The sequence below is a fragment of the Citrobacter telavivensis genome, assembly GCA_009363175.1.
Classification (GTDB): domain Bacteria; phylum Pseudomonadota; class Gammaproteobacteria; order Enterobacterales; family Enterobacteriaceae; genus Citrobacter_A; species Citrobacter_A telavivensis.
In genome coordinates, this window is sequence record CP045205.1 from 2,623,930 (window position 1) to 2,643,188 (window position 19,259).

At 49.4% G+C, this 19,259-nt stretch carries 14 protein-coding genes and 2 tRNA genes; 9 read left to right on the forward strand and 7 right to left on the reverse strand.

What is annotated here, in order from left to right; translation table 11 throughout:
- Positions 1 to 120 precede the first annotated feature (120 nt).
- Entirely contained in the window at positions 121 to 1,047 is a 927-nt protein-coding gene (locus GBC03_14785) for a hypothetical protein (GenBank protein ID QFS71382.1), read from the reverse strand.
- Positions 1,048 to 1,785: 738 nt separating this feature from the next.
- Positions 1,786 to 2,460: a TetR family transcriptional regulator gene (locus GBC03_14790; protein QFS71383.1), complete on the reverse strand. Its 675-nt coding sequence runs from the start codon at positions 2,458 to 2,460 to the stop codon at positions 1,786 to 1,788.
- A gap of 185 nt (positions 2,461 to 2,645) precedes the next feature.
- Here GBC03_14790 and GBC03_14795 point away from each other — a divergent pair, with 185 nt between their 5' ends.
- The 8 genes from GBC03_14795 (at position 2,646) to GBC03_14830 (ending at position 11,286) form a co-directional block, all read left to right on the forward strand.
- A complete protein-coding gene (locus GBC03_14795; GenBank protein QFS71384.1) occupies positions 2,646 to 4,145 on the forward strand; it encodes an efflux transporter outer membrane subunit in 1,500 nt (499 codons plus the stop codon).
- On the forward strand, positions 4,145 to 5,344 hold the full coding sequence (locus GBC03_14800) for an HlyD family efflux transporter periplasmic adaptor subunit (GenBank protein QFS71385.1): 1,200 nt from the start codon (positions 4,145 to 4,147) through the stop codon (positions 5,342 to 5,344). The genes GBC03_14795 and GBC03_14800 overlap by 1 nt, the downstream gene beginning before the upstream one ends.
- 3 nt (positions 5,345 to 5,347) lie before the next feature.
- Positions 5,348 to 6,880, forward strand: a complete 1,533-nt coding sequence (locus tag GBC03_14805; GenBank protein ID QFS71386.1) for a DHA2 family efflux MFS transporter permease subunit — start codon at positions 5,348 to 5,350, stop codon at positions 6,878 to 6,880.
- Positions 6,881 to 6,985: 105 nt separating this feature from the next.
- Positions 6,986 to 7,912: a ubiquinol oxidase subunit II gene (cyoA, locus tag GBC03_14810; protein QFS71387.1), complete on the forward strand. Its 927-nt coding sequence runs from the start codon at positions 6,986 to 6,988 to the stop codon at positions 7,910 to 7,912.
- 2 nt (positions 7,913 to 7,914) lie between these two features.
- Positions 7,915 to 9,912 carry a cytochrome o ubiquinol oxidase subunit I gene (locus GBC03_14815; GenBank protein QFS71388.1) on the forward strand — a complete coding sequence of 666 codons (1,998 nt, stop codon included), beginning with the start codon at positions 7,915 to 7,917 and terminating at the stop codon, positions 9,910 to 9,912.
- Positions 9,902 to 10,519 (forward strand): cytochrome o ubiquinol oxidase subunit III, encoded by a 618-nt coding sequence (gene cyoC, locus GBC03_14820; protein QFS71389.1) that lies wholly within the window; start codon positions 9,902 to 9,904, stop codon positions 10,517 to 10,519. The genes GBC03_14815 and cyoC overlap by 11 nt, the downstream gene beginning before the upstream one ends.
- A complete protein-coding gene (gene cyoD, locus GBC03_14825) occupies positions 10,516 to 10,839 on the forward strand; it encodes a cytochrome o ubiquinol oxidase subunit IV (GenBank protein ID QFS71390.1) in 324 nt (107 codons plus the stop codon). The genes cyoC and cyoD overlap by 4 nt, the downstream gene beginning before the upstream one ends.
- Before the next feature lie 54 nt (positions 10,840 to 10,893).
- Entirely contained in the window at positions 10,894 to 11,286 is a 393-nt protein-coding gene (locus tag GBC03_14830; GenBank protein ID QFS71391.1) for a helix-turn-helix domain-containing protein, read from the forward strand.
- A 179-nt stretch (positions 11,287 to 11,465) separates the two neighbouring features.
- Here the strand turns inward: GBC03_14830 and GBC03_14835 are convergent, their stop codons facing one another.
- From GBC03_14835 to mtfA, 3 genes are all read right to left on the reverse strand, one after another.
- Positions 11,466 to 12,734, reverse strand: coding sequence for a DUF4102 domain-containing protein (locus tag GBC03_14835; GenBank protein ID QFS71392.1), 1,269 nt, complete (start codon positions 12,732 to 12,734; stop codon positions 11,466 to 11,468).
- Between the two features lie 161 nt (positions 12,735 to 12,895).
- Positions 12,896 to 12,971, reverse strand: a tRNA-Asn gene (locus GBC03_14840).
- A gap of 100 nt (positions 12,972 to 13,071) precedes the next feature.
- The gene (gene mtfA, locus GBC03_14845) at positions 13,072 to 13,869 is read right to left on the reverse strand and encodes a DgsA anti-repressor MtfA (protein QFS71393.1); all 798 of its coding nucleotides are present in this window, start codon (positions 13,867 to 13,869) and stop codon (positions 13,072 to 13,074) included.
- Positions 13,870 to 13,962: 93 nt separating this feature from the next.
- Here mtfA and GBC03_14850 point away from each other — a divergent pair.
- Positions 13,963 to 14,052: transfer RNA gene (locus GBC03_14850), tRNA-Ser, on the forward strand.
- A 452-nt stretch (positions 14,053 to 14,504) separates the two neighbouring features.
- Here GBC03_14850 and GBC03_14855 read toward each other — a convergent pair.
- Entirely contained in the window at positions 14,505 to 17,348 is a 2,844-nt protein-coding gene (locus GBC03_14855; GenBank protein QFS71394.1) for an autotransporter outer membrane beta-barrel domain-containing protein, read from the reverse strand.
- Between the two features lie 588 nt (positions 17,349 to 17,936).
- A complete protein-coding gene (gene ompC / locus GBC03_14860) occupies positions 17,937 to 19,124 on the reverse strand; it encodes a porin OmpC (protein QFS71395.1) in 1,188 nt (395 codons plus the stop codon).
- Positions 19,125 to 19,259: the final 135 nt, after the last annotated feature.

The following is a 19,259-nucleotide window of genomic DNA, read 5'->3' on the forward strand; positions in this document are numbered from 1 at the left end:
TTGGTATGCCTGGAGATAATAAAAAAGCATAACGGAAGGAGAAGTGGTAGTGGTAAACCCCGTATTACGGGGTTTAATAAACTAAATACGGGATCATATTGTTGACAGATAAACACAATATCAATTTAATAAGGATGAGGACGGAGGGGAGCCACGCTCTAGTGCTGTTTTTAAAGTATCACCGCTTAGACGGTCAGTGATACCATCAGCTGCCGCCCATTCTTCAAAAATTGTCAATAATTTATAGGGTTGTTTTATTAATGGACTGATAACATCATTGTGCCTACAAGCGAGCCAAAATAACCTTGATAAGGGTGTGGATATTCTAGTTGAAGACGGGAGGGATTTCTCTGTAACCTGGGTGCTAATTAGTTTCTCAATCTCTGAGTAACGAATAACAAAGCAGGAATCCTGAGGCAAATTATAGAGGGGGAAATATTCTTGCTTTGTATTTTGATTTATCGTTCCCTCTGAAGAAATCCTCTCCATAATATCAAACGCCAGATCTGTTGGAAGGTTTTTTATTTGATGTTCAATTCTACACTTCCAGGTTGTTTTTTCAAACAGCTGAAAAACTTCATTGGACATAGTAACAGTGATGCCATAATTTACCGTGTTTTTCCCAATAATTGGTAATGGTATATTCAATGAGCATGCGAGAAATTGCTTTATTAAAATACATTCAAACCCAATAAGTGATGTATCAATAATATTTTGTGTGGAGTGGACGTATCTGCCCTCAGTACTGAAAATTGAGTCCCATCCATTAATAAAGCTATTTTTTTCTAGCAGACATAAACGATGAATCAATGTCCCTCTAGCTGGATGCATTTTTACTTTTTGAAATGCATATTTTATTTTTCGCAGAATAATTGGAGATTGAAAGTATATGGCGAGATTAATTTTATTATATAATGCATAACGGTAAATATCACTCTCGTTGATTCTTTCGTTGCTCTCTGTATTAATTATGTTAACGGCTTCTTGTATGGTTACCCAGTCAGGTTTCGGAAGCGAACCGTTTATGATCTCGCTGCTTTTCAACATGAAAAACTCCTTTTACATATTTTTCTATGCAAAACTTAAATTACGATTCAATGTTTCATTATTCATGAATATTATCGATAATGTACAAATGAATCCTATTTTATAAAGTAAAGAGTTTAAAAATAAAATTGTTAAACTAGTTTTTAGTTCGCTATGAAATTTTCTCTCGTAACTATGGATGAGGAGACAATTTCCTGAGAGCATAATGAAGGATGAACTGAATAATATTAAGACTAACGAAGATAAAACTCTATGAATAAAATATCGAGCCGAAATAATAAAGAGTAGTAGTATAAGATCTTTATGGCGAAAATTTTCATATTTTCGTTTGTAGGATCCCTGTTGAGAGAATTCAATAGTAATCCAATCTTTTATGTTGCAAGGGTTATGCTTGAGGCAGTTGCTTGAGCGCTGCTTTGGCTCATAGATGCTTCCTGGTGCTGGTAGAGAAATTGCCTCCCAGTGCTCCATTAGTTCTGAAAACCTTACTACTCCGATCATGCTAACGTCTCCTGACTAAAACGAACGGTACGGTTCGATTTGATCAGGATAGACAAAATTTCTGTCAAGAGGCAAGTTAGGGCGCTAACTAAATTTAGTCGCCTGGAGTTATAGAGAAGAACGATTCGGAAAATGTAATCCACTTGATGGTAGTGTTCCATATAATAATATGGAACAAATTGATAATATTATAAACTCCTGAGCATCTTCTAATTTCTTTAAAACTGGTGATTATAATTATCCTTTACGAAAGGCTAATAAAAAGGCATTGACCGCATCCTTTGCCCATTGATCACGCTGTGCAGCAGAAGTGGAAGATTTTGGATGCATTAAGCACTGTATTTGAGGCTCACCGCGTACCATATTCACGAATAAGGAAGCAACTGCATTTCGCCCAATACCACCTAACGAGATTTCTCCTTTAGATTCAGCTTGTTGTAGTATTTCTTCAACAATGTTATTTATCTTTTCTGGACCTGCTAAATAGAAACGTCTACCTAATTCAGGAAAACGCGGTGCTTCAGAAGCTACAACACGGTAGAGAGCGAGGCCATTTTCCGAAAGCACAATATCCAGATACGTTCGGGCTATTTTAAATAATTTATCATAAATATCTTTTCCCGAAATTTTAATTTTATGTACTTTTTGAAGAAAACGCTCACATTCTATTTCAATCACTGCTGTAAATAATGCTTCTTTATTTGGATAATATGCATATACGGTTGATTTTGAGACTCCAGCAGCCTGTTGGATCATATCTGTTGATGCTGCTGCATAGCCTCTTTCCAGAAAAATAGCTTTTGCTCCTTCAAGCACGCGTTGTGCTTTTTCAGGTAAGTTACTAACTATATCATTAGAAAGTATTTTATTTTTCCTTCTAGTGTCAATTGAGGTCTTTGTTGATACCGACATCTGCACTTCCTTATCCGGAATAAAGCTTGATCTTACCATAAGATGAAACTCGAAATCATATCATTCAGGCCTGAGTGCTACTCACGTATTTTTGCGACGTAGTTGAGTGAAATTTGGTCTTGACTGTACCGAACCGATCGGTTTACTTTGTTCGCCGTAAACTAGAATAAACAGGGCGATCAAGAATGAGGTGTGTGTCAGGTTACAGATTTGCACATGGGACGAAGTCAGTAAGGTACCGTCCGCATTATCTGAAAGGATGTGTTATCTCCGTGCTCAGTCTTGCTTTGGGGTCATGTGCTGCGATCCCCGATCTGGGAACTGCTCCTCAGCCGGAGCAGGCTGCGGCGCTGATTTCACAACGCAGTTTTTCCGCTCCGCATGCTGACTGGCCGCAGGAAAAATGGTGGATGGCCTTCGGCGATACGCAGCTTAACCAGCTGATGAGTGAAGCCACCGCGCATTCACCTTCTCTGGCACAGGCAGAAGCCCGGGTGCGTGAAGCCACGGCCAGAACCGGTGTCGCCCGTTCCCGGTTATACCCGTCAATGGACGCCAGCGCGTCCATTGATAAAGAGAAGCTCAGCTACAACTACATCTACCCTAAAACAGCCGTGCCGCACGGATGGAATGATATGGGGCAGGCCAGCCTCAACTTTAGCTGGGAACTGGATTTCTGGGGTAAAAACCGGGATGCGCTGCGTGCCGCGACATCCGAAGCCAGCGCTGCTGAGGCAGATGCCGCCGCCGCGAAACTGATGCTGACGACGATGCTCGCGGACGCTTATATCCGTCTGCAGTACCAGTATGACAGTCGTGACATTGCGGCCCGACAACTGCGTAACCGGACGGATACCGTCAGGCTGGTGCAGTTACGCCATGCTCAGGGACTTGATTCCAGAGTCTCCGTGGAAGAAAGCGGTGCCCGGCTGGATGTCGCCAGAGCGGCGCTGGCTGAAGCCGATGAGCAAATCAAATTAACCCAAAACGGCATCGCGGCTTTACTGGGCCGGGGGCCGGACAGAGGGCTGGATATCCTCAGACCCCGGTTGCAGATGCGCCGCCCTGTCGGGTTACCTGATGCGCTGAACGCAAACCTGCTCGGACGCAATCCGGAAGTGGTGGCCGCACGGTGGCGGGTTGAAGCCGCCGCCAGCAATATCGGTGTTGCCAGAGCGCAGTTTTACCCGAACGTGAACCTGATGGCCTTCGTCGGATACCAGTCACTGGGGCTGAATAACCTGTTCAGCTCGGGCTCTGATATCGGGAGCGTCGGACCAGCCATCAGCTTACCCCTTTTTGAAGGCGGGCGTTTACGCGCCAACTATAAAGGTGCGAGAGCGGAATATGAATATGCGGTGGCGTCGTATAACGAGGCGCTGACACAGGCATTACGTGAAACTGCTGATGTTACACGGAGCCTTGCTGCTCTGGTGGGCAGGTCAAAAGCAACCGCATCTGCTTTGTCCCACAGCGAGGAAGCTTATCAGTTGGCAAATGCCCGGTATCAGGGGGGGCTGGCCGATTATCAGGAAGTTCTCATTTCTGAAGATGCGTTACTCCAGGCTGAGCTGGCGAATACAGCCATGCATTCCCGGGGTTATGTCTTGGATGTGTCACTCGTCAAGGCCCTTGGGGGCGGATTTGAATCCAGTTCAACATTTGATGCGCAGGTGAAACCGTAATGACTGAAGATAAAGATAAAAACGGCCCACAGGATATGGACAGGGCTCCGGATAACACGAATGCAAAACCGGATAGCGGTGATAAAAAAAAGCATCGCCGTAAATTATTCGCTTTGTTTGGTGGCGTCCTGATTCTTATCGCCATCGGTTATGCCATCTGGCTGATTTTCTTTGCCGGTAAATCCGTCTCAACGGATAACGCCTATACCGCTGCCGAAGTCGCAGACGTCACGCCGCTTGTCGGCGGACCGGTGAAGAAAGTAAATGTGGTCAACACGCAGCTTGTGCATGCCGGTGATGTACTGGTCGTGCTTGATGATACGGACGCCAGAATTGCGGTGTCACAGGCTGAAGCTGAGCTTGGCAGCGCCCGGCGGAAGGTGATGCAGATTATGGCCAATGACACCGCGCTGGGCGGACAGCTTGATTCGCGTGAAGCAGGTATTCAGAGCGCCGAACATGATGTGGCGAGGGCACGAGCCCGGTTTGATAAGGCCACCCTTGATGAGCGACGTCGCCGGAATCTGGTGAAAGCCGGGGCCGTATCTGAGCAGGATTTTACGGATGCGCAGACAGAATTACGGGAGGCAACGGCCGCGCTGGGAGAAGCGGAAGCCAGTCTGAAAGCTGCTCGCGCTGGCAGTGTCGAAGCAAAAGGATCCCGGCAGGCGAACGAGGCCCTGTTTCTGAACAGTACCGTTGAAACTAACCCCATTGTGGTGGCGACCAGAACCCGTCTCGATCAGGCCCGTATAAACCTGGCGCGTATGGTTATCCGGGCCCCGGTGGATGGAGTGGTAACACAGCGCTCAGTGGATATCGGGCAGCATGTTCAGGCTGGAAACCGGCTGATGCGGGTTGTGCCCATCGAGGATATTTATGTTGATGCGAATTTCAAGGAAGGTCAGCTCAGCGACGTCAGACCGGGCCAGAAGGTAGAGCTGACTTCAGACCTGTACGGCAGCGGTGTTGTTTATCACGGCGTGGTTCAGGGATTTGACGGAGGCTCCGGTTCCGCGCTTTCACTGATACCGGCGCAGAATGCCACGGGTAACTGGATTAAGGTCGTGCAGCGACTGCCGGTGCGTGTTCGTCTGGAGCGGGAAGAACTGCGTAAAAATCCTCTGCGCATCGGGCTGTCCATGGAAGTGACGGTGGACCTGACATCGAATGCCAGAGATGACCACACGGAGAAATAAGGTATGTCTGGTTCAGCATTTCCACCTCTGTCCGGATTCAAACTGGTTGTTGCGGCAATCGTGCTCTCGCTCGGGAATTTTATGGTGGTACTCGATACCACCATTACTAACGTCGCGATGCCCACAATATCCGGTTACCTGGGCGTGTCGACAACAGAAGGAATCTGGATCATCACCGCCTATGCGGTGGCTGAAGCCATCACGGTGCCGCTGACCGGCTGGCTGGCGATGCAGTTCGGTCAGGTGCGCGTATTCCTTTTTTCTGTTGTTGCATTTGTGATTTTTTCTGTCTGCTGCGGTCTTTCCTGGTCACTACCGAGCCTGGCCATTTTCCGTGTGCTGCAGGGGCTTGCCGGTGGCCCGCTGATCCCGCTTTCTTCCACGTTGCTGCTTGCAGCCTTCCCGAAGAAACAGGCCAACATTGCCGTGGCGCTCTGGGGAATGATGACGGTAGTAGCGCCTATATTCGGTCCGATACTGGGTGGGCTTATCTCGGATAACTGGAGCTGGCAGTGGGTATTTTACATCAATATCGGCTTTGGTCTGATTGTGGGGTTTGGGACCTGGTGGGTGCTGAAGGGGAAAGAAACACATATCAGCCGTTCCCGGCTGGACAGCGTGGGGCTGGGTCTGCTCGTCATCTTTGTGGCAGCCTTTCAGATCATGCTGGATAAAGGACGTGAACTGGACTGGTTTTCCTCGGATATTATCATTGTCTGCGCCATTGTGGCCGCTATTGCCCTGATCTCGCTGATTATCTGGGAGCTCACCGCTGAGCAACCGGTGCTGGATCTGAGCGTATTTAAGTCACGTAACTGGGTGGTATCTACCGTCACGCTCTGTCTGATGTTCGGTATTTTCTTCGGGAATATCGTGCTGACCCCCCTCTGGTTACAGCAATGGATGGGATACACGGCAACCTGGGCCGGGTATGCGACGGGCCCCATGGGGATCCTGGCCGTCCTGAGCTCGCCCATAATTGGTCGTCTGCTGCCGAAGGTCGATCCCCGTCTGCTGGTGAGCTATGGCATGGGGGTACTGGCGGTCTCCTTTGTGATGCGTGCCCTGCTGACGTCGCAGGCTGACTTTATGTCAGTTGCCGTTCCCATGTTCGTTCTGGGGGCCGGAGTTCCCGCCTGCCTTATCACGCTCACCTCGCTGGGCGTGTCCGAACTGCCGCCGGAGAAAGTGGCAGCCGGTTCCGGGCTGCAGAACTTCCTGCGTGTCATGTGCATGGCGGTAGGCTCTTCCCTGACCCAGACCTACTGGGAACATATGACAAAATTTAACCGAGCGGAGCTGGTGACGGCAATCAATCCTGACGTGCCAGGGATTGTCAGCAACACGCTGGGCGCGGCCGGTATTCCGACAGACACGTCAGCGGCTCTGTTTTCGAGAATGATCGACAGTCAGGCCATCATGCTGGCAACGAACGATTTCTATCAGTCGGCCACCGTTCTGATGCTGGGGTCCATAGGCATTATCTGGCTAATCAAAAAACCGAAAGGGCCGCTTCAGAAGATGTCGGGCCATTAAATAACAGGAATGGCGGTAGCGGGAATGAGAAGGGCAGAGTATCTCCCCGTGAAAAGGTTTCATTATTTATTGCCGGTCTGCAAGTCCGTGAAATGAGGTTGTCCCATGCGATATCATAAATATAAGACCATTGTGAAATGCCTGCCGGTAATAACAGGGACGTTATTACTAAGCGGATGTCATGCTGTTTTACTTGATCCCAAAGGGCAAATCGCTATTGAACAACGGGCGCTAATCATTACGGCTTTTTGTCTGATGTTAGTGGTCGTTATTCCCGTGGTTCTGATGGCAGTTGTGTTTACCTGGAAATACCGGACCACGAATACCACGGCGAAATATACGCCTGACTGGTCCCACTCCAATAAAGTGGAGGCGGTGGTCTGGACGGTGCCCGTCCTGATTATTCTGTTTCTGGCCGTGCTGACATGGAAGTCCACCCATGCGCTTGACCCATCCAGGCCACTGACCTCTGCGGTGAAACCCATCGATATCGAAGTCATCTCCCTGGACTGGAAATGGTTGTTTATTTATCCCCAACAGGGCATTGCCACCGTCAATCAGATTATATTCCCGGTAAATACTCCCTTGAATTTGCGTATTACATCCAATTCCGTGATGAATGGCTTTTTTATTCCGGCACTCGGCAGCCAGATTTATGCGATGCCGGGCATGCAGACCCGGCTGCATCTGATCGCCGGTGAAACGGGAACCTTCAACGGAATCTCGTCCAGTTACAGCGGCAGGGGCTTTTCCGGCATGAAATTTAAAGCGACTGCCGTACCGGATAATACCGCGTTTGAACAGTGGATCGCTGATGTGAAGAAATCACCGGATATGCTGCTCGGTCCGGCTGATTTTGAAAAACTGGCTGAGCCTGACGAAAACCACCCGGTTGAATTCTTCTCTGTCATCGATCCGACGTTGTTCAGATACGTGACTGAAAAATTTAAAGCACACGATCACGATAAGGAGACGGGAATGACTGGGTCAGAGCCGGAACAACACCTCTCACACAGAGCGCGGGGAAATTAATTATGCTCACAGGAAAACTGACGCTGGATGCCATACCTGAGGACCCGATTGTCAGGGTGACGATCGTTGCTATTCTGATACTTGGTGTGGCAATTGTTGCCGCCATCACATATTACGGTAAGTGGAAATATTTATGGTCCGAATGGCTGACCTCCGTTGACCATAAAAAGCTCGGGATCATGTACATCATCGTCGCGTTCGTGATGTTACTGCGCGGCTTTTCCGATGCAATCATGATGCGCAGCCAGCAGGTACTGGCCTCATCCGGAGTGGAAGGGGCGGGGTATCTGCCGCCCTGGCACTACGATCAAATTTTTACGGGTCACGGTGTAATCATGATTTTTTTCGTGGCGATGCCTTTCGTTATCGGCCTGATGAATATTGTGGTGCCCCTGCAGATTGGCGCGCGTGATGTGGCTTTTCCTTTCCTGAACAACCTGAGTTTCTGGTTAACGGTGGTAGGCGTGGTGCTGGTTAATCTCTGCCTGGGAGTGGGGGAGTTTGCGACCACCGGCTGGCTGGCATATCCGCCGCTTTCGGAGTTAGCGTACAGTCCCGGTGTCGGGGTGGATTACTGGATATGGACACTCCAGCTGTCGGGGATCGGGACCACACTGACCGGGATTAACTTCTTCGTCACCATATTGAAAATGCGTGCACCGGGTATGACGATGTTTAAGATGCCGGTGTTCACCTGGGCGTCGTTGTGTACCAACGTGCTGATTATCGCTTCTTTCCCTGTGCTGACCGTCACGCTGACATTGCTGACCCTTGACCGCTATCTGGGCTTCCATTTCTTCACCAATGATATGGGCGGCAACATGATGATGTACGTCAACCTGATTTGGGCGTGGGGCCATCCGGAAGTGTATATCCTGGTGTTGCCGGTCTTCGGGGTCTACTCGGAAGTGGTGGCAACCTTTTCCAGGAAACGTCTGTTCGGTTATACCTCGCTGGTGTGGGCAACGGTCGCCATCACTTTGCTTTCCTTCCTGGTATGGCTGCATCACTTCTTCACCATGGGAGCCGGTGCGAACGTTAACGCCTTCTTCGGGATCATGACGATGATTATCGCTATCCCGACTGGTGTGAAAATCTTCAACTGGTTGTTCACCATGTATCAGGGGCGCATTCAGATGCACTCCGCTATGTTATGGACGGTAGGTTTTATTGTCACCTTTTCTATAGGGGGGATGACCGGCGTCCTGCTGGCCGTGCCGGGAGCTGACTTTGTCCTGCACAACAGCCTGTTCCTGATTGCCCACTTCCATAATGTCATTATCGGCGGAGTGGTGTTCGGCAGTATGGCTGGTGTGTCCTACTGGTTCCCGAAAGCGACGGGGTTCACCCTGAATGAAAAATGGAACAAGAGGGCGTTCTGGTTCTGGATCATCGGATTTTATGTGGCGTTTATGCCGCTCTATGTGCTGGGGTTCATGGGGATGACCCGCCGCTTGAGTCAGAATATTGACCCCCAGTTCCATCCCCTGCTGGTCGTGGCAGCCAGCGGTGCTGCGCTGATAGCCTGCGGGATACTGTGCCAGGTCATTATGTTCTGGGTGTCGGTGCGCGACCGCCACGAAAACCGAGATATGACCGGCGACCCGTGGGGCGGACGGACACTGGAGTGGTCCACCTCTTCCCCGCCGCCATTCTATAACTTTGCTGAAGTGCCTTTTGTCCACGAACGTGATGCGTTCTGGGAAATGAAGGAAAGAGGGGAGGCATACAAGCAACCTGCTAACTATGCCGAAATCCATATGCCGAAAAACAGCGGGGCGGGGCTGATTATTGGTCTGCTCTGCATCGGGTTTGGCTTCGGGGCTATCTGGCATATCTGGTGGCTGGCGGGATTGTCATTCCTCGGGATTATCCTGACCTGGGTTATTAAAAGCTTCGATGAAGATGTGGATTATTACGTACCCGTCGCCGAGATAAAAAAAATCGAGGATCAGCACTTTGCAGAAATAAACAAAGCCGGTGTGACATATGGTAAGTGAAGCCCTGGATTCATCCTTCCGCACCCGTGCTGAGCACGGGCATCAGGGTACAGGTACCAGTAAGGTCTTCGGCTTCTGGATCTACCTGATGAGCGACTGCATTATCTTCGCCACCCAGTTCGCGACTTACGGCGTCATGGTTCATAACATTGCAGGTGGTCCGGCGGGTAAGGATATTTTCGAACCTCCGTTTGTACTGGCGGAAACTGTGCTGCTTCTGTTTAGCTCGATTACCTATGGTTTTGCTGTTATCAGCATGGATAAAGACCGCGAGGGCGGTGTACTTGGATGGCTGACCCTGACATTTCTGTGTGGTCTGGGTTTTATCGGAATGGAAGTCTGGGAGTTCAGTCACCTGACTGCTGAGGGTTTCGGCCCACAGCGCAGTGGCTTCCTGTCAGCGCTATTTACTCTGGTGGGCACCCATGGTCTGCATGTGACATGTGGACTGATCTGGATGCTGCTCCTGATGTATCAGGTTGCCCGACGAGGTCTGTCAGGATTCAGTCGCCCCCGTCTGATATGCCTGAGTCTGTTCTGGCATTTCCTCGATGTCATCTGGATTTGCGTGTTCAGTATTGTTTACCTGATGGGAGCAATGCCATGAGACATTCTGCAGACGCACAGGGCGTAGCTTACGGCAATACGATGTCTTATATAACCGGCTTTCTCCTGTCGATCATTCTGACGGCGATCCCGTTCTGGCTGGTTATGGACAGTGGTGTTTCCGCAGGGATCATCGCAGGCGGGGTCATGACGTGTGCCGTTGTTCAGGTGCTGGTACATCTGGTGTATTTTCTTCACCTGAATGCTTCTTCTGAAATGCGCTGGAACCTCGTAACCATTGTCTTTTCCGCTGTCATTATCTTTATCATTATTACCGGGTCGTTGTGGATCATGTGGAATCTCAATCATCAGATGATGTGAACAGGGCTTTGGCCTTTCTGTTATTCCTGTCTGCCTCATTGTGGGGGGCTATATATGGACATAAAAAAAATACGGAAGGAAAAGATAAACCGACTTGTGGTGTATGAAATTATGCAATGGATTGATGAGCATCTGGAGGAGCCGCTGAAGGTTGAGGATGTTTCTGCAAAAGCTGGTTATTCAAAATGGCATTTTCAACGGATGTTCAAGGAGGTGGCAGGAATAAGTCTAGGGAAATATATAAAGCTTGAAAAACTAAGACGTGCTTGTTTTTTACTGGAGAATACGGATATACCCGTCATAGAGGTGTGCTTTATGCTCGGGTTTACCAGTCAGCAGGTATTTACCCGAGCGATGAGAAATGAAATGCATCATACACCAGGGGCTGTCAGAAGGAATAAACCTGTTCTGAAAAAGAGTTCTGGTATAAAGCGTGATGAGTTATAACCCTCTGTGAATATCATACCCCTCATTGTTTTGTTCTAAAATTACAGGGCGGATTTTAATACCAACTGACAAGGATAAATGGAAGGGGAAATACCATGAAGAAGATACAGAAAAATAACAACAGCATCTGCGTTGTCAGATGCTGTTGTTATCGTAATCCTGATTAGTTTTTTGCTGACTCAGGTAGCTTCATGACTGATATTTTTACTATATATATATGGGGGAACATAGTTTTCCCGGCACGTATAAAGATAATCAGACCACCACTGCATCATCGCTTTACGGGCTTCCAGATGTTCAGCTTTGTGGATATAAGCTATCCGCACGCTGTTGCGTTCCTGATGACTCATTTGGCGTTCAACAGCATCCTTCGACCAGAGTCCGGATTCCATTAAGGCGCTGCATGCCATTGCCCGAAAGCCATGGCCGCAAATGTCCATTTTTGTGTCATAGCCCATCAGTCGCAGTGCCTTGTTGACTGTATTTTCACACATTGGCCTGTAAGGGTTATGGTCACCGGGGAACACCAGTTCCAGATGACCTGAGATTTCCTCTACTTGTTTCAGGATAACGATGGCTTGCCGGGATAATGGAACAATGTGGGGCGTGCGCATTTTGGCTCCGCGTCCTGAATAACGAACACCGGGAAGAGCTTCGCGGGTAGCGGGGATGGTCCAGATACAGTTCCTGAAATCAAACTCGCTCCATCGGGCGAAACGCAGTTCACTGGAACGGATAAACAGGTGAAGGGTCAGAAGGACCGCTTGACGGGTTAACCCTCGTCCCTGCTGATAACCATCAATGCGCCCCAGCAATTCCGGCAGGCGTTCCAGCGGCAGGGCGGGGTAGTGGCGCTTAACGGGGGGCGCTGTCACGCCGTCAAGGTTTGCCGCCGGGTTGCTGTCAATGAATCCCTGATGAACCGCATGACGCATGATGTTACAGAGGTGCTGCCGCGTGCGGGACGCGACTTCCAGCAGACCTTTTTTCTCAATGCTTTTCAGCAGGTCAATGAAATGACGGGGTTTAAGTTCCGTGACGGACAGATGTCCGATAACCGGAAAAATATGATTGTGCATGCTGGCAAGCAGACGGTCAGCGGTATTCTGCGACCATTTTTTATTGCTTTTATGCCACGCCAGCGCCACTGTCTTAAAGACCTTTTCCGGTGAGCGGGCGGCTCTTTCGGCTATACGTTGCTGAGCGGGGTTAATGTTCTGCGCCAGCAACTTGCGGATACCGTCTCGTTGTTGCCGGGCGTCGGAAAGGGATACATCGGGATAAGCGCCTAAGCCAAGGCGGGATTCTTTACCGTTAATTCGATACTTAAGATACCAGAGACGTGAGCCGCCTGGATTGACCAAGAGGTATAGACCGTGTGAATCGGAGACTTTGAAGGATTTTTCAGAAGGCTTGAGACTGCGGATTTTCGTGTCGTTGAGAGACATATGGGGGTCACTCCATAATCGAACCAAACTGACCCCAAATCTGACCACCAAATTCTCCCGATGCGGAGGATAAAATCAAAATGCATCGGGAAGAGTTTTCACGCTAACCTGTTGAACCAACATCATATAATGATTCGCAAGGATGCATGAAAGCAGGAAATTGGCTCCTCTGACTGGACTCGAACCAGTGACATACGGATTAACAGTCCGCCGTTCTACCGACTGAACTACAGAGGAATCGTGTGAACGAGGCGCATGATACTGACCTCACTACGGCGTGTCAACAGTAAAATTAGCACGCCTTTTCAAGTGGTTAATTAATCCTCAATGCGAGGGATCAGTGAACCTGCGCGGGGTTATACGAGTCATCGTCTTCGCTATCACGAAGGCGTTGCAGAGGATCCTGCTGATAAAACTGGCAGAAGCGTTGCCACAGCGCGGGGAACCGTGGCGCAAAGAGCTCCGGGGCACTGAAGAAATACTCTGACAGGACGGCAAAACATTCCGCCGGATCGCTTGCCGCATAGGCGTCAATACTCGACGCGGTTTCACCGACCAGATCAATTTCATCCTGAATATTGTTCATAGCGGCGTGTAGGTCATGTTCCCAACTGGCAACTTCCCGCAGAGGAATCAGCGGGATGCCGCTGGCGCGATCGCCATTACGCATGTCCAGTTTATGGGCAACTTCATGAATAATCAGGTTAAATCCTGAGGCGTCAAAAGAGTCCTGAATATCCAGCCAGTTCAGGATGATCGGCCCTTGCTGCCAGCTTTGTCCGGACTGAACGACGCGCTGGTTATGGACCAGGCCAATATCATCTTCCCATTCGTCATCGACAACAAAGGGAGCAGGGTAGATCAGCACTTCATGAAAGCCATCCAGCCATTCGATACCCAGTTCCAGAACCGGTAGACAGAAAAGCAGAGCGATGCGTGCGCTTTTCAGCGAGTCGAGTTCGAAACCCTGAAGGGCGACCAGCCTTTTTTGTTGCAGGAATCGCTCTGCCAGCGCAATGAGTCTGGCTTGTTCTTGCGCAGTCAAGGTCACAAGCAGGGGGATCGCAAGGGCTTCCTCCCACTGGGCAGATTCATTTTGCGCGGAGTCTTGTGCTTTCCAGGGCCACTTAATCATCGTTTTGCTCGCAAACTCGTCACTTGAACAAAATTGAAGGGACAGGGTCTGTTAAAATGCCAAATTACCTGGCATGATGGCAACCATCAAAACGGAGAGATGCCGGAGCGGCTGAACGGACCGGTCTCGAAAACCGGAGTAGGGGCAACTCTACCGGGGGTTCAAATCCCCCTCTCTCCGCCACTATTCAAGCAGTTAGCTACGTTCCTTTCAACGACGCCCGTCACACTTGGTATCGTGTTGGTATACCCATCCGGTGTTTTTCGCGCCATCATCATCTTCCGATTTACCCAAAACAGGAAGATACAGGGCTGTGAATATTCTGACTTTGCGATCCTGAACATGAACCTGATGTTTCATTTTGTGGTCTGCGTCCGCTTTCACCCATGATGTGCAAACTGGCGAGACCTGGTCGCAGTCGTGCCCGCCAGGGCGCTTTTAAACGTGCCTGTGAAAGGGTGTTGCATCAACTGCATTGTGGTGGAAGATGCAGAGGTGCTGGCGCACCTTCGCATTCTGTTGATTGTTTTGAAATTGATATATTTCAAATAATGATGACACTTTCTGGCGCTTTTTAGCTCGTGTTAAGGACAATGCTTTATCCGTCCATCCCGGCTTCACTCCCCGCATCGCGCTTAAAAGCTGAAGCGATATCCGCCGTTGACTTGCTTCTGATCAAAAGCATTTCCCTGCGTGTAATCGGCTTCGAGGTAGAGCGTGTGCTGCTTGTTGAACTGTGCACTCACACCCACGCCGTTGTTCCAGCCATTACCTTTGAAGCTGTGTTTCTCCCGGGAGCGGTTCAGCCGATACTCTGTATCCCCTGAAAACTCACGGATACCGCCGGTCTTCACATACATATTCAACCGGCTGTTACCTGCGGTGACGTCATACCCCAGTACTATGCTGGCACGCCCCAGCATCGAATCGTAGTGGCTCAGATGGATATTGAGGCCATTACTCGCCTTCATATCCATGTCATTTTGGTCGCTGTAAGTGAACTGGGCCTGTGGTTCAATATAGAACCCATGACCAGGTTGGTTCAGGCTGAATTTCTGCCCGGCTTCCAGAGAGACGCTGAATCCATTGGTGCTACCGCTGGCGCTAACGCCGTTGTTCTGGCTGTCCAGTACATGAAAGCTATTTTTCTGGCGTGACGCTTTTACAACCAGATCGCTGTAAAATCCGCTTTGTGCCATGTAGCTGGCGTACATCCCCATGTAGTCTGAACGTGCAGTACCATCGCCTTCGCGATAGTCTGGCGACGCGCGCGTTGAACCAATAAACAGACCCACATACAACGGCGTTGCATCAGAGAGACGTTTATCTCCGCCAAACTGTATACCGCTGTAACCCATGTCAAAGCCGCTCAGTTTGCCACTGGCGAAAGAGTCCAGGCTTCCCCCGTAACCGCGAAGCCAGATATTACCTTCCTTGCTCTGATTTCTCAGGTCGCCCATCCGTTGCATCAGCGTGCGGTTTTCGACATAGTTCATCAGATAACCGACGTTGAGATAATTGCCGCCAGCATCTGCGGTCGTGGTTGGCTTAGGCGCGGGAGAGGGTTTTACGACGGGAGGCTGAGCCGGATCTGGTGTTGGATCAGGAGCCGGCTCCGGAGCTGTCCCGGAAGCGTAAAGTTCCCAGTTGGTCCCATTTTTACGCACATCATACAGATATCCCCCCAGCTCAACCTGAGAAGAAGCGGTGAATGAGGCCGCACCGTCGGGAGTCTGGACAACGGTCAGGACTTCATTTCCCGTTGTCGCCTCGCTGCCCTGGTTGCGGATGGTCAATACGTGATTACCGGCACTGCTTCCGCTGACATTCAGTAAATCTCCTGCGTTATTAACGCCATCCCCCTCGCCAACGACATCGGCACGCATAACAAAAGTGCTGCTACCGCTCAGGTTCGCGACGTTTAACGTGGTAAATGCGCTGGCGGTTGAGGCGTGGCTGGCAAAATCGACGGTTGAATGAGTCAGCGCCAGCGTATCGAGGTTGGAATGGCTCGTCACGTTCCAGACGCTATTATCCATTGCGACGTCCAGTGTCCCGCCATTGATATTGTCGCTGAAGGAGGAACCCGTCCAGACAGATCCGGAATGCATGTCCAGATTGATCACCCCACCTCTGGAAAGTACGCTGCCATTGATCAGCATTTGTCCCGAGGCGTTGATTCGACTGGCAGCATAGCCATCGTTATGTTGAGTCGCGATGGCCATCTGGTCGGGCGTGCTCATATCAATGACCAAATCGTTTGTCAGATCGATCTGGCTGTTAGTCATGGCGTAAACCCCCCGGGTTCCCGCCGTGCCAGTGATACTCAGATTATCACCGGTTATTTTACCGCCGCCAAGTGTCCACAAACCCAGCGCCAGGCTGCCATTGCGATCCACCGTAATGTCGGTGTTTTGCAAGTTGATAACGGCCGTTGCGCTCTGGGCAGAGGCACCGTAAGAACCGCCAGAGAGTATGCTGTTCCGTTGCGCTGTCGAACCGGAAAAATTGATCGTTGCGCCTGTGCCGCTGGTCACGAGTCCACCCCCCAGGGCGGAAGAAATGTGGCTGCCTTCACCGATAGTGGTCGTTCCACCACGCACTTCAATTCCATTGGCGTCAGTACCATTCACATCCACTGTGAGTCCACTCGCATTAACCTGGCCAAAGCTCCAGATGCCGTGCGCATAGCTGCCATTGGTTTTAATGATGCTGTTTGTTCCCAGGTCGACAACAGAGTTTCTCTGTACGTTTATGCCTAAGGCGCTGTTACCCTGAACATCGATCGTCAGATCTGTCGCGGTAAAACGTGCAACACCGTTAGCTGAATTACCGTTGAGACCACCGATATAAACCCCTGAGCCACCCTCGGTTTTGATTTGGCTTCCGCTACCAAGATCGGCACTGCTGCCATAGTCGTTGATGCTTAAGCCTGTTCCGTTCGCGTTTTCAATGGAGAGTTGGCTGGCTAATAGCGTAGAGCTATGGCCAACAATGACGCCGTTACCGTTACTTTTAATGGTGCTGCCCGTACCTAAGTCAGCATGCGTATAGTTACCATTTAAGGTAATGCCGACGGCAGCGGTCTGACCGACAACGTTTACTGTCAGTTGGTTAGCTGTCAGGGTGCTGTTGTCACCCTGAAGAATGATCCCCTTTGCATATCCGGAGGGGTCGTTGACATTGACGGTAACATTATTACCCAGGTTGATGTTGCCAGGAGTATTGCCTGTAGGGGTCATTACGCCATAGATGCTCCCGTAAGGATCGACGTTATCTCCTGTAATTCTGTCACCATCATTAACTGTAATATTGGTACCATTTTGACTGCCTAAATCAGCAGCAACCACTAATGGCGAAAAGACAATGGCATTCAAACCAATAGCGCCGATCGTCGCCAGTTGAATTGAGGCAGAACGTATTTTAAATTCAGTGAGGCGATCGGCCCCAGTATTTTCATTGTGTTGTTTGATGCTCATACTACTCCTGTATAGTACCCAGACTGCGGGTACTATGAACCCTGTCATTTTGCATACGTGGGGCAATAATGTTTTCTCCCATCATCACCGGGTTATTTATATGATGCGGTTAAGACGAGAGGCTGGAGAATAGTTCTCTATTGCCGGATGTTATCAGAAAGGCTGAAAATTAAGGGGTTTTTAGCTTCCCTCTTGCGAGAGTGCGTTAAGAATAAACTGTTCTCATGCCTGCCGTCGTACTTTATTCCATGCAGTGACTATAAATAGGTCAAAAAATGTTGTCAAAAAGTTCGGCGATATCATTGGATAAATATTTTGGTAAAAGTCTTATTTGCTTGTCGAATTTTCTAATTTATTGTTTTATTTTAAACCGGAGCAATAAAGTGTTGGCTGTTTTTACATTCTTAATAATAAGAAAATGCAAAAACATCAGCAGTCTCTTTTGGTGAGTGAATTTCTACGCGGGAGTTTTACCAAACCATGCTCAGGTGCGGTTTCGCGTACGGTCAAGGCGGGAATTCTGCCGTGGAATGAGTATAAGAGGTACAAAAAAGCCCGCCGGAAGCGGGCCTGACATCATTCTGGAAATTAGAACTGATACACTAAGCCCAGGGCAACCACGTCATCAGTCGCGATGCCGTTGTCTGCATAGAAGTGGTCATCATTGTCCAGCAGGTTAATTTTGTAATCAACGTAGGTAGACATGTTTTTGTTGAAGTAGTAAGTCATACCTACATCAACATATTTCACCAGATCTTTGTCGGTGTAACGTGGGTTACCATCACCATCGTGATCCTGACCACCCAGTTCCTTACCTTTAGATACCAGGTAGGCGATGGATGGGCGCAGACCGAAATCGAACTGGTATTGCGCGACCGCTTCAAAGTTTTTAGTCTGGTTAGCGATACCGCCAGTTGTTTCACCTTTGCCACTGCCGTAGTAAGTCATGTTGCGGGTTTCAGCATACATCGTGGCCAGATAGATATTGTTCGCGTCGTATTTCGCACCCAGGGTCCAGGCTTCTGCTGTTTCACCGCCAGCATAGTTGTTGGCATGGGAACGATCGCCATAACCACGAGTAACCTGATTATCGGTACGATCGGAATTGGCGTAAGCCGCGCCCAGGCTCAGACCAAAGTCAAAGTCGTAGGAGGTGGACATACCGAAACCGTCGCCGTTTTCTTGAGCCAGCTTACGGTTGGTGCTGTTACCAGAACCTTCTTGCCCAGCGAATCCGCCTGAACCTTCATTGTTACCCTGATATTGCAGCGCAAAGTTCAGGCCATCAACCTGACCGAAGAAATCTTTATTACGGTAGGTGGCAACACCGTTAGTACGACCCAGCATATACACATCGGTCTGAGTGTAGCTGTCGCCACCAAATTCTGGCAGCATATCGGTCCAGGCTTCTACGTCGTAAATCACGCCGTAGTTACGACCATAGTCAAAGGTACCATTCTGGCCGAAACCTAAACCGGCAAAGGCCAGACGAGTTGCGGAATCGCCTTTGTCGCCTTCGGTACCATTGGCCTGGATGTTGTATTCCCACTGACCGTAGCCGGTCAGTTGGTCCATGATCTGGGTTTCGCCTTTGAAGCCAAGACGGGCGTAGGTCTGATCGCCATCGCTGCCGCTGTCGTCTGAAAAATAGTGTAAACCATCCACTTTTCCGTAGAGATCTACTTTATTGCCATTTTTATTATAGACTTCAGCTGCATGTGCCGCGCCAGCAATAAGTAATGCAGGAACAAGCATTGCCAATACTTTTCTTTTCATTATGTTTTCCCTTATGATGATAATTCACGTGAATATATTCCCCTTTCCAGAAGAACACGTTGGATACTATTCTATAGAGTTCATTTTATTTTAAAAATAACATGTAACAATTGTATTTTAAATATTTCCAAATAT

What these genes read in the sequence shown, in the direction of transcription:
- ompC (QFS71395.1), bottom strand. Translation starts at nt 19,124, where the DNA reads ATGAAAAGAAAAGTATTGGCAATGCTTGTTCCTGCATTACTTATTGCT.
- GBC03_14785 (QFS71382.1), bottom strand. Translation starts at nt 1,047, where the DNA reads ATGTTGAAAAGCAGCGAGATCATAAACGGTTCGCTTCCGAAACCTGAC.
- GBC03_14815 (QFS71388.1), top strand. Translation starts at nt 7,915, where the DNA reads ATGCTCACAGGAAAACTGACGCTGGATGCCATACCTGAGGACCCGATT.
- GBC03_14795 (QFS71384.1), top strand. Translation starts at nt 2,646, where the DNA reads ATGAGGTGTGTGTCAGGTTACAGATTTGCACATGGGACGAAGTCAGTA.
- GBC03_14835 (QFS71392.1), bottom strand. Translation starts at nt 12,734, where the DNA reads ATGTCTCTCAACGACACGAAAATCCGCAGTCTCAAGCCTTCTGAAAAA.
- mtfA (QFS71393.1), bottom strand. Translation starts at nt 13,869, where the DNA reads ATGATTAAGTGGCCCTGGAAAGCACAAGACTCCGCGCAAAATGAATCT.
- cyoD (QFS71390.1), top strand. Translation starts at nt 10,516, where the DNA reads ATGAGACATTCTGCAGACGCACAGGGCGTAGCTTACGGCAATACGATG.
- GBC03_14790 (QFS71383.1), bottom strand. Translation starts at nt 2,460, where the DNA reads ATGTCGGTATCAACAAAGACCTCAATTGACACTAGAAGGAAAAATAAA.
- GBC03_14800 (QFS71385.1), top strand. Translation starts at nt 4,145, where the DNA reads ATGACTGAAGATAAAGATAAAAACGGCCCACAGGATATGGACAGGGCT.
- GBC03_14830 (QFS71391.1), top strand. Translation starts at nt 10,894, where the DNA reads ATGGACATAAAAAAAATACGGAAGGAAAAGATAAACCGACTTGTGGTG.
- cyoC (QFS71389.1), top strand. Translation starts at nt 9,902, where the DNA reads ATGGTAAGTGAAGCCCTGGATTCATCCTTCCGCACCCGTGCTGAGCAC.
- GBC03_14855 (QFS71394.1), bottom strand. Translation starts at nt 17,348, where the DNA reads ATGAGCATCAAACAACACAATGAAAATACTGGGGCCGATCGCCTCACT.
- GBC03_14805 (QFS71386.1), top strand. Translation starts at nt 5,348, where the DNA reads ATGTCTGGTTCAGCATTTCCACCTCTGTCCGGATTCAAACTGGTTGTT.
- cyoA (QFS71387.1), top strand. Translation starts at nt 6,986, where the DNA reads ATGCGATATCATAAATATAAGACCATTGTGAAATGCCTGCCGGTAATA.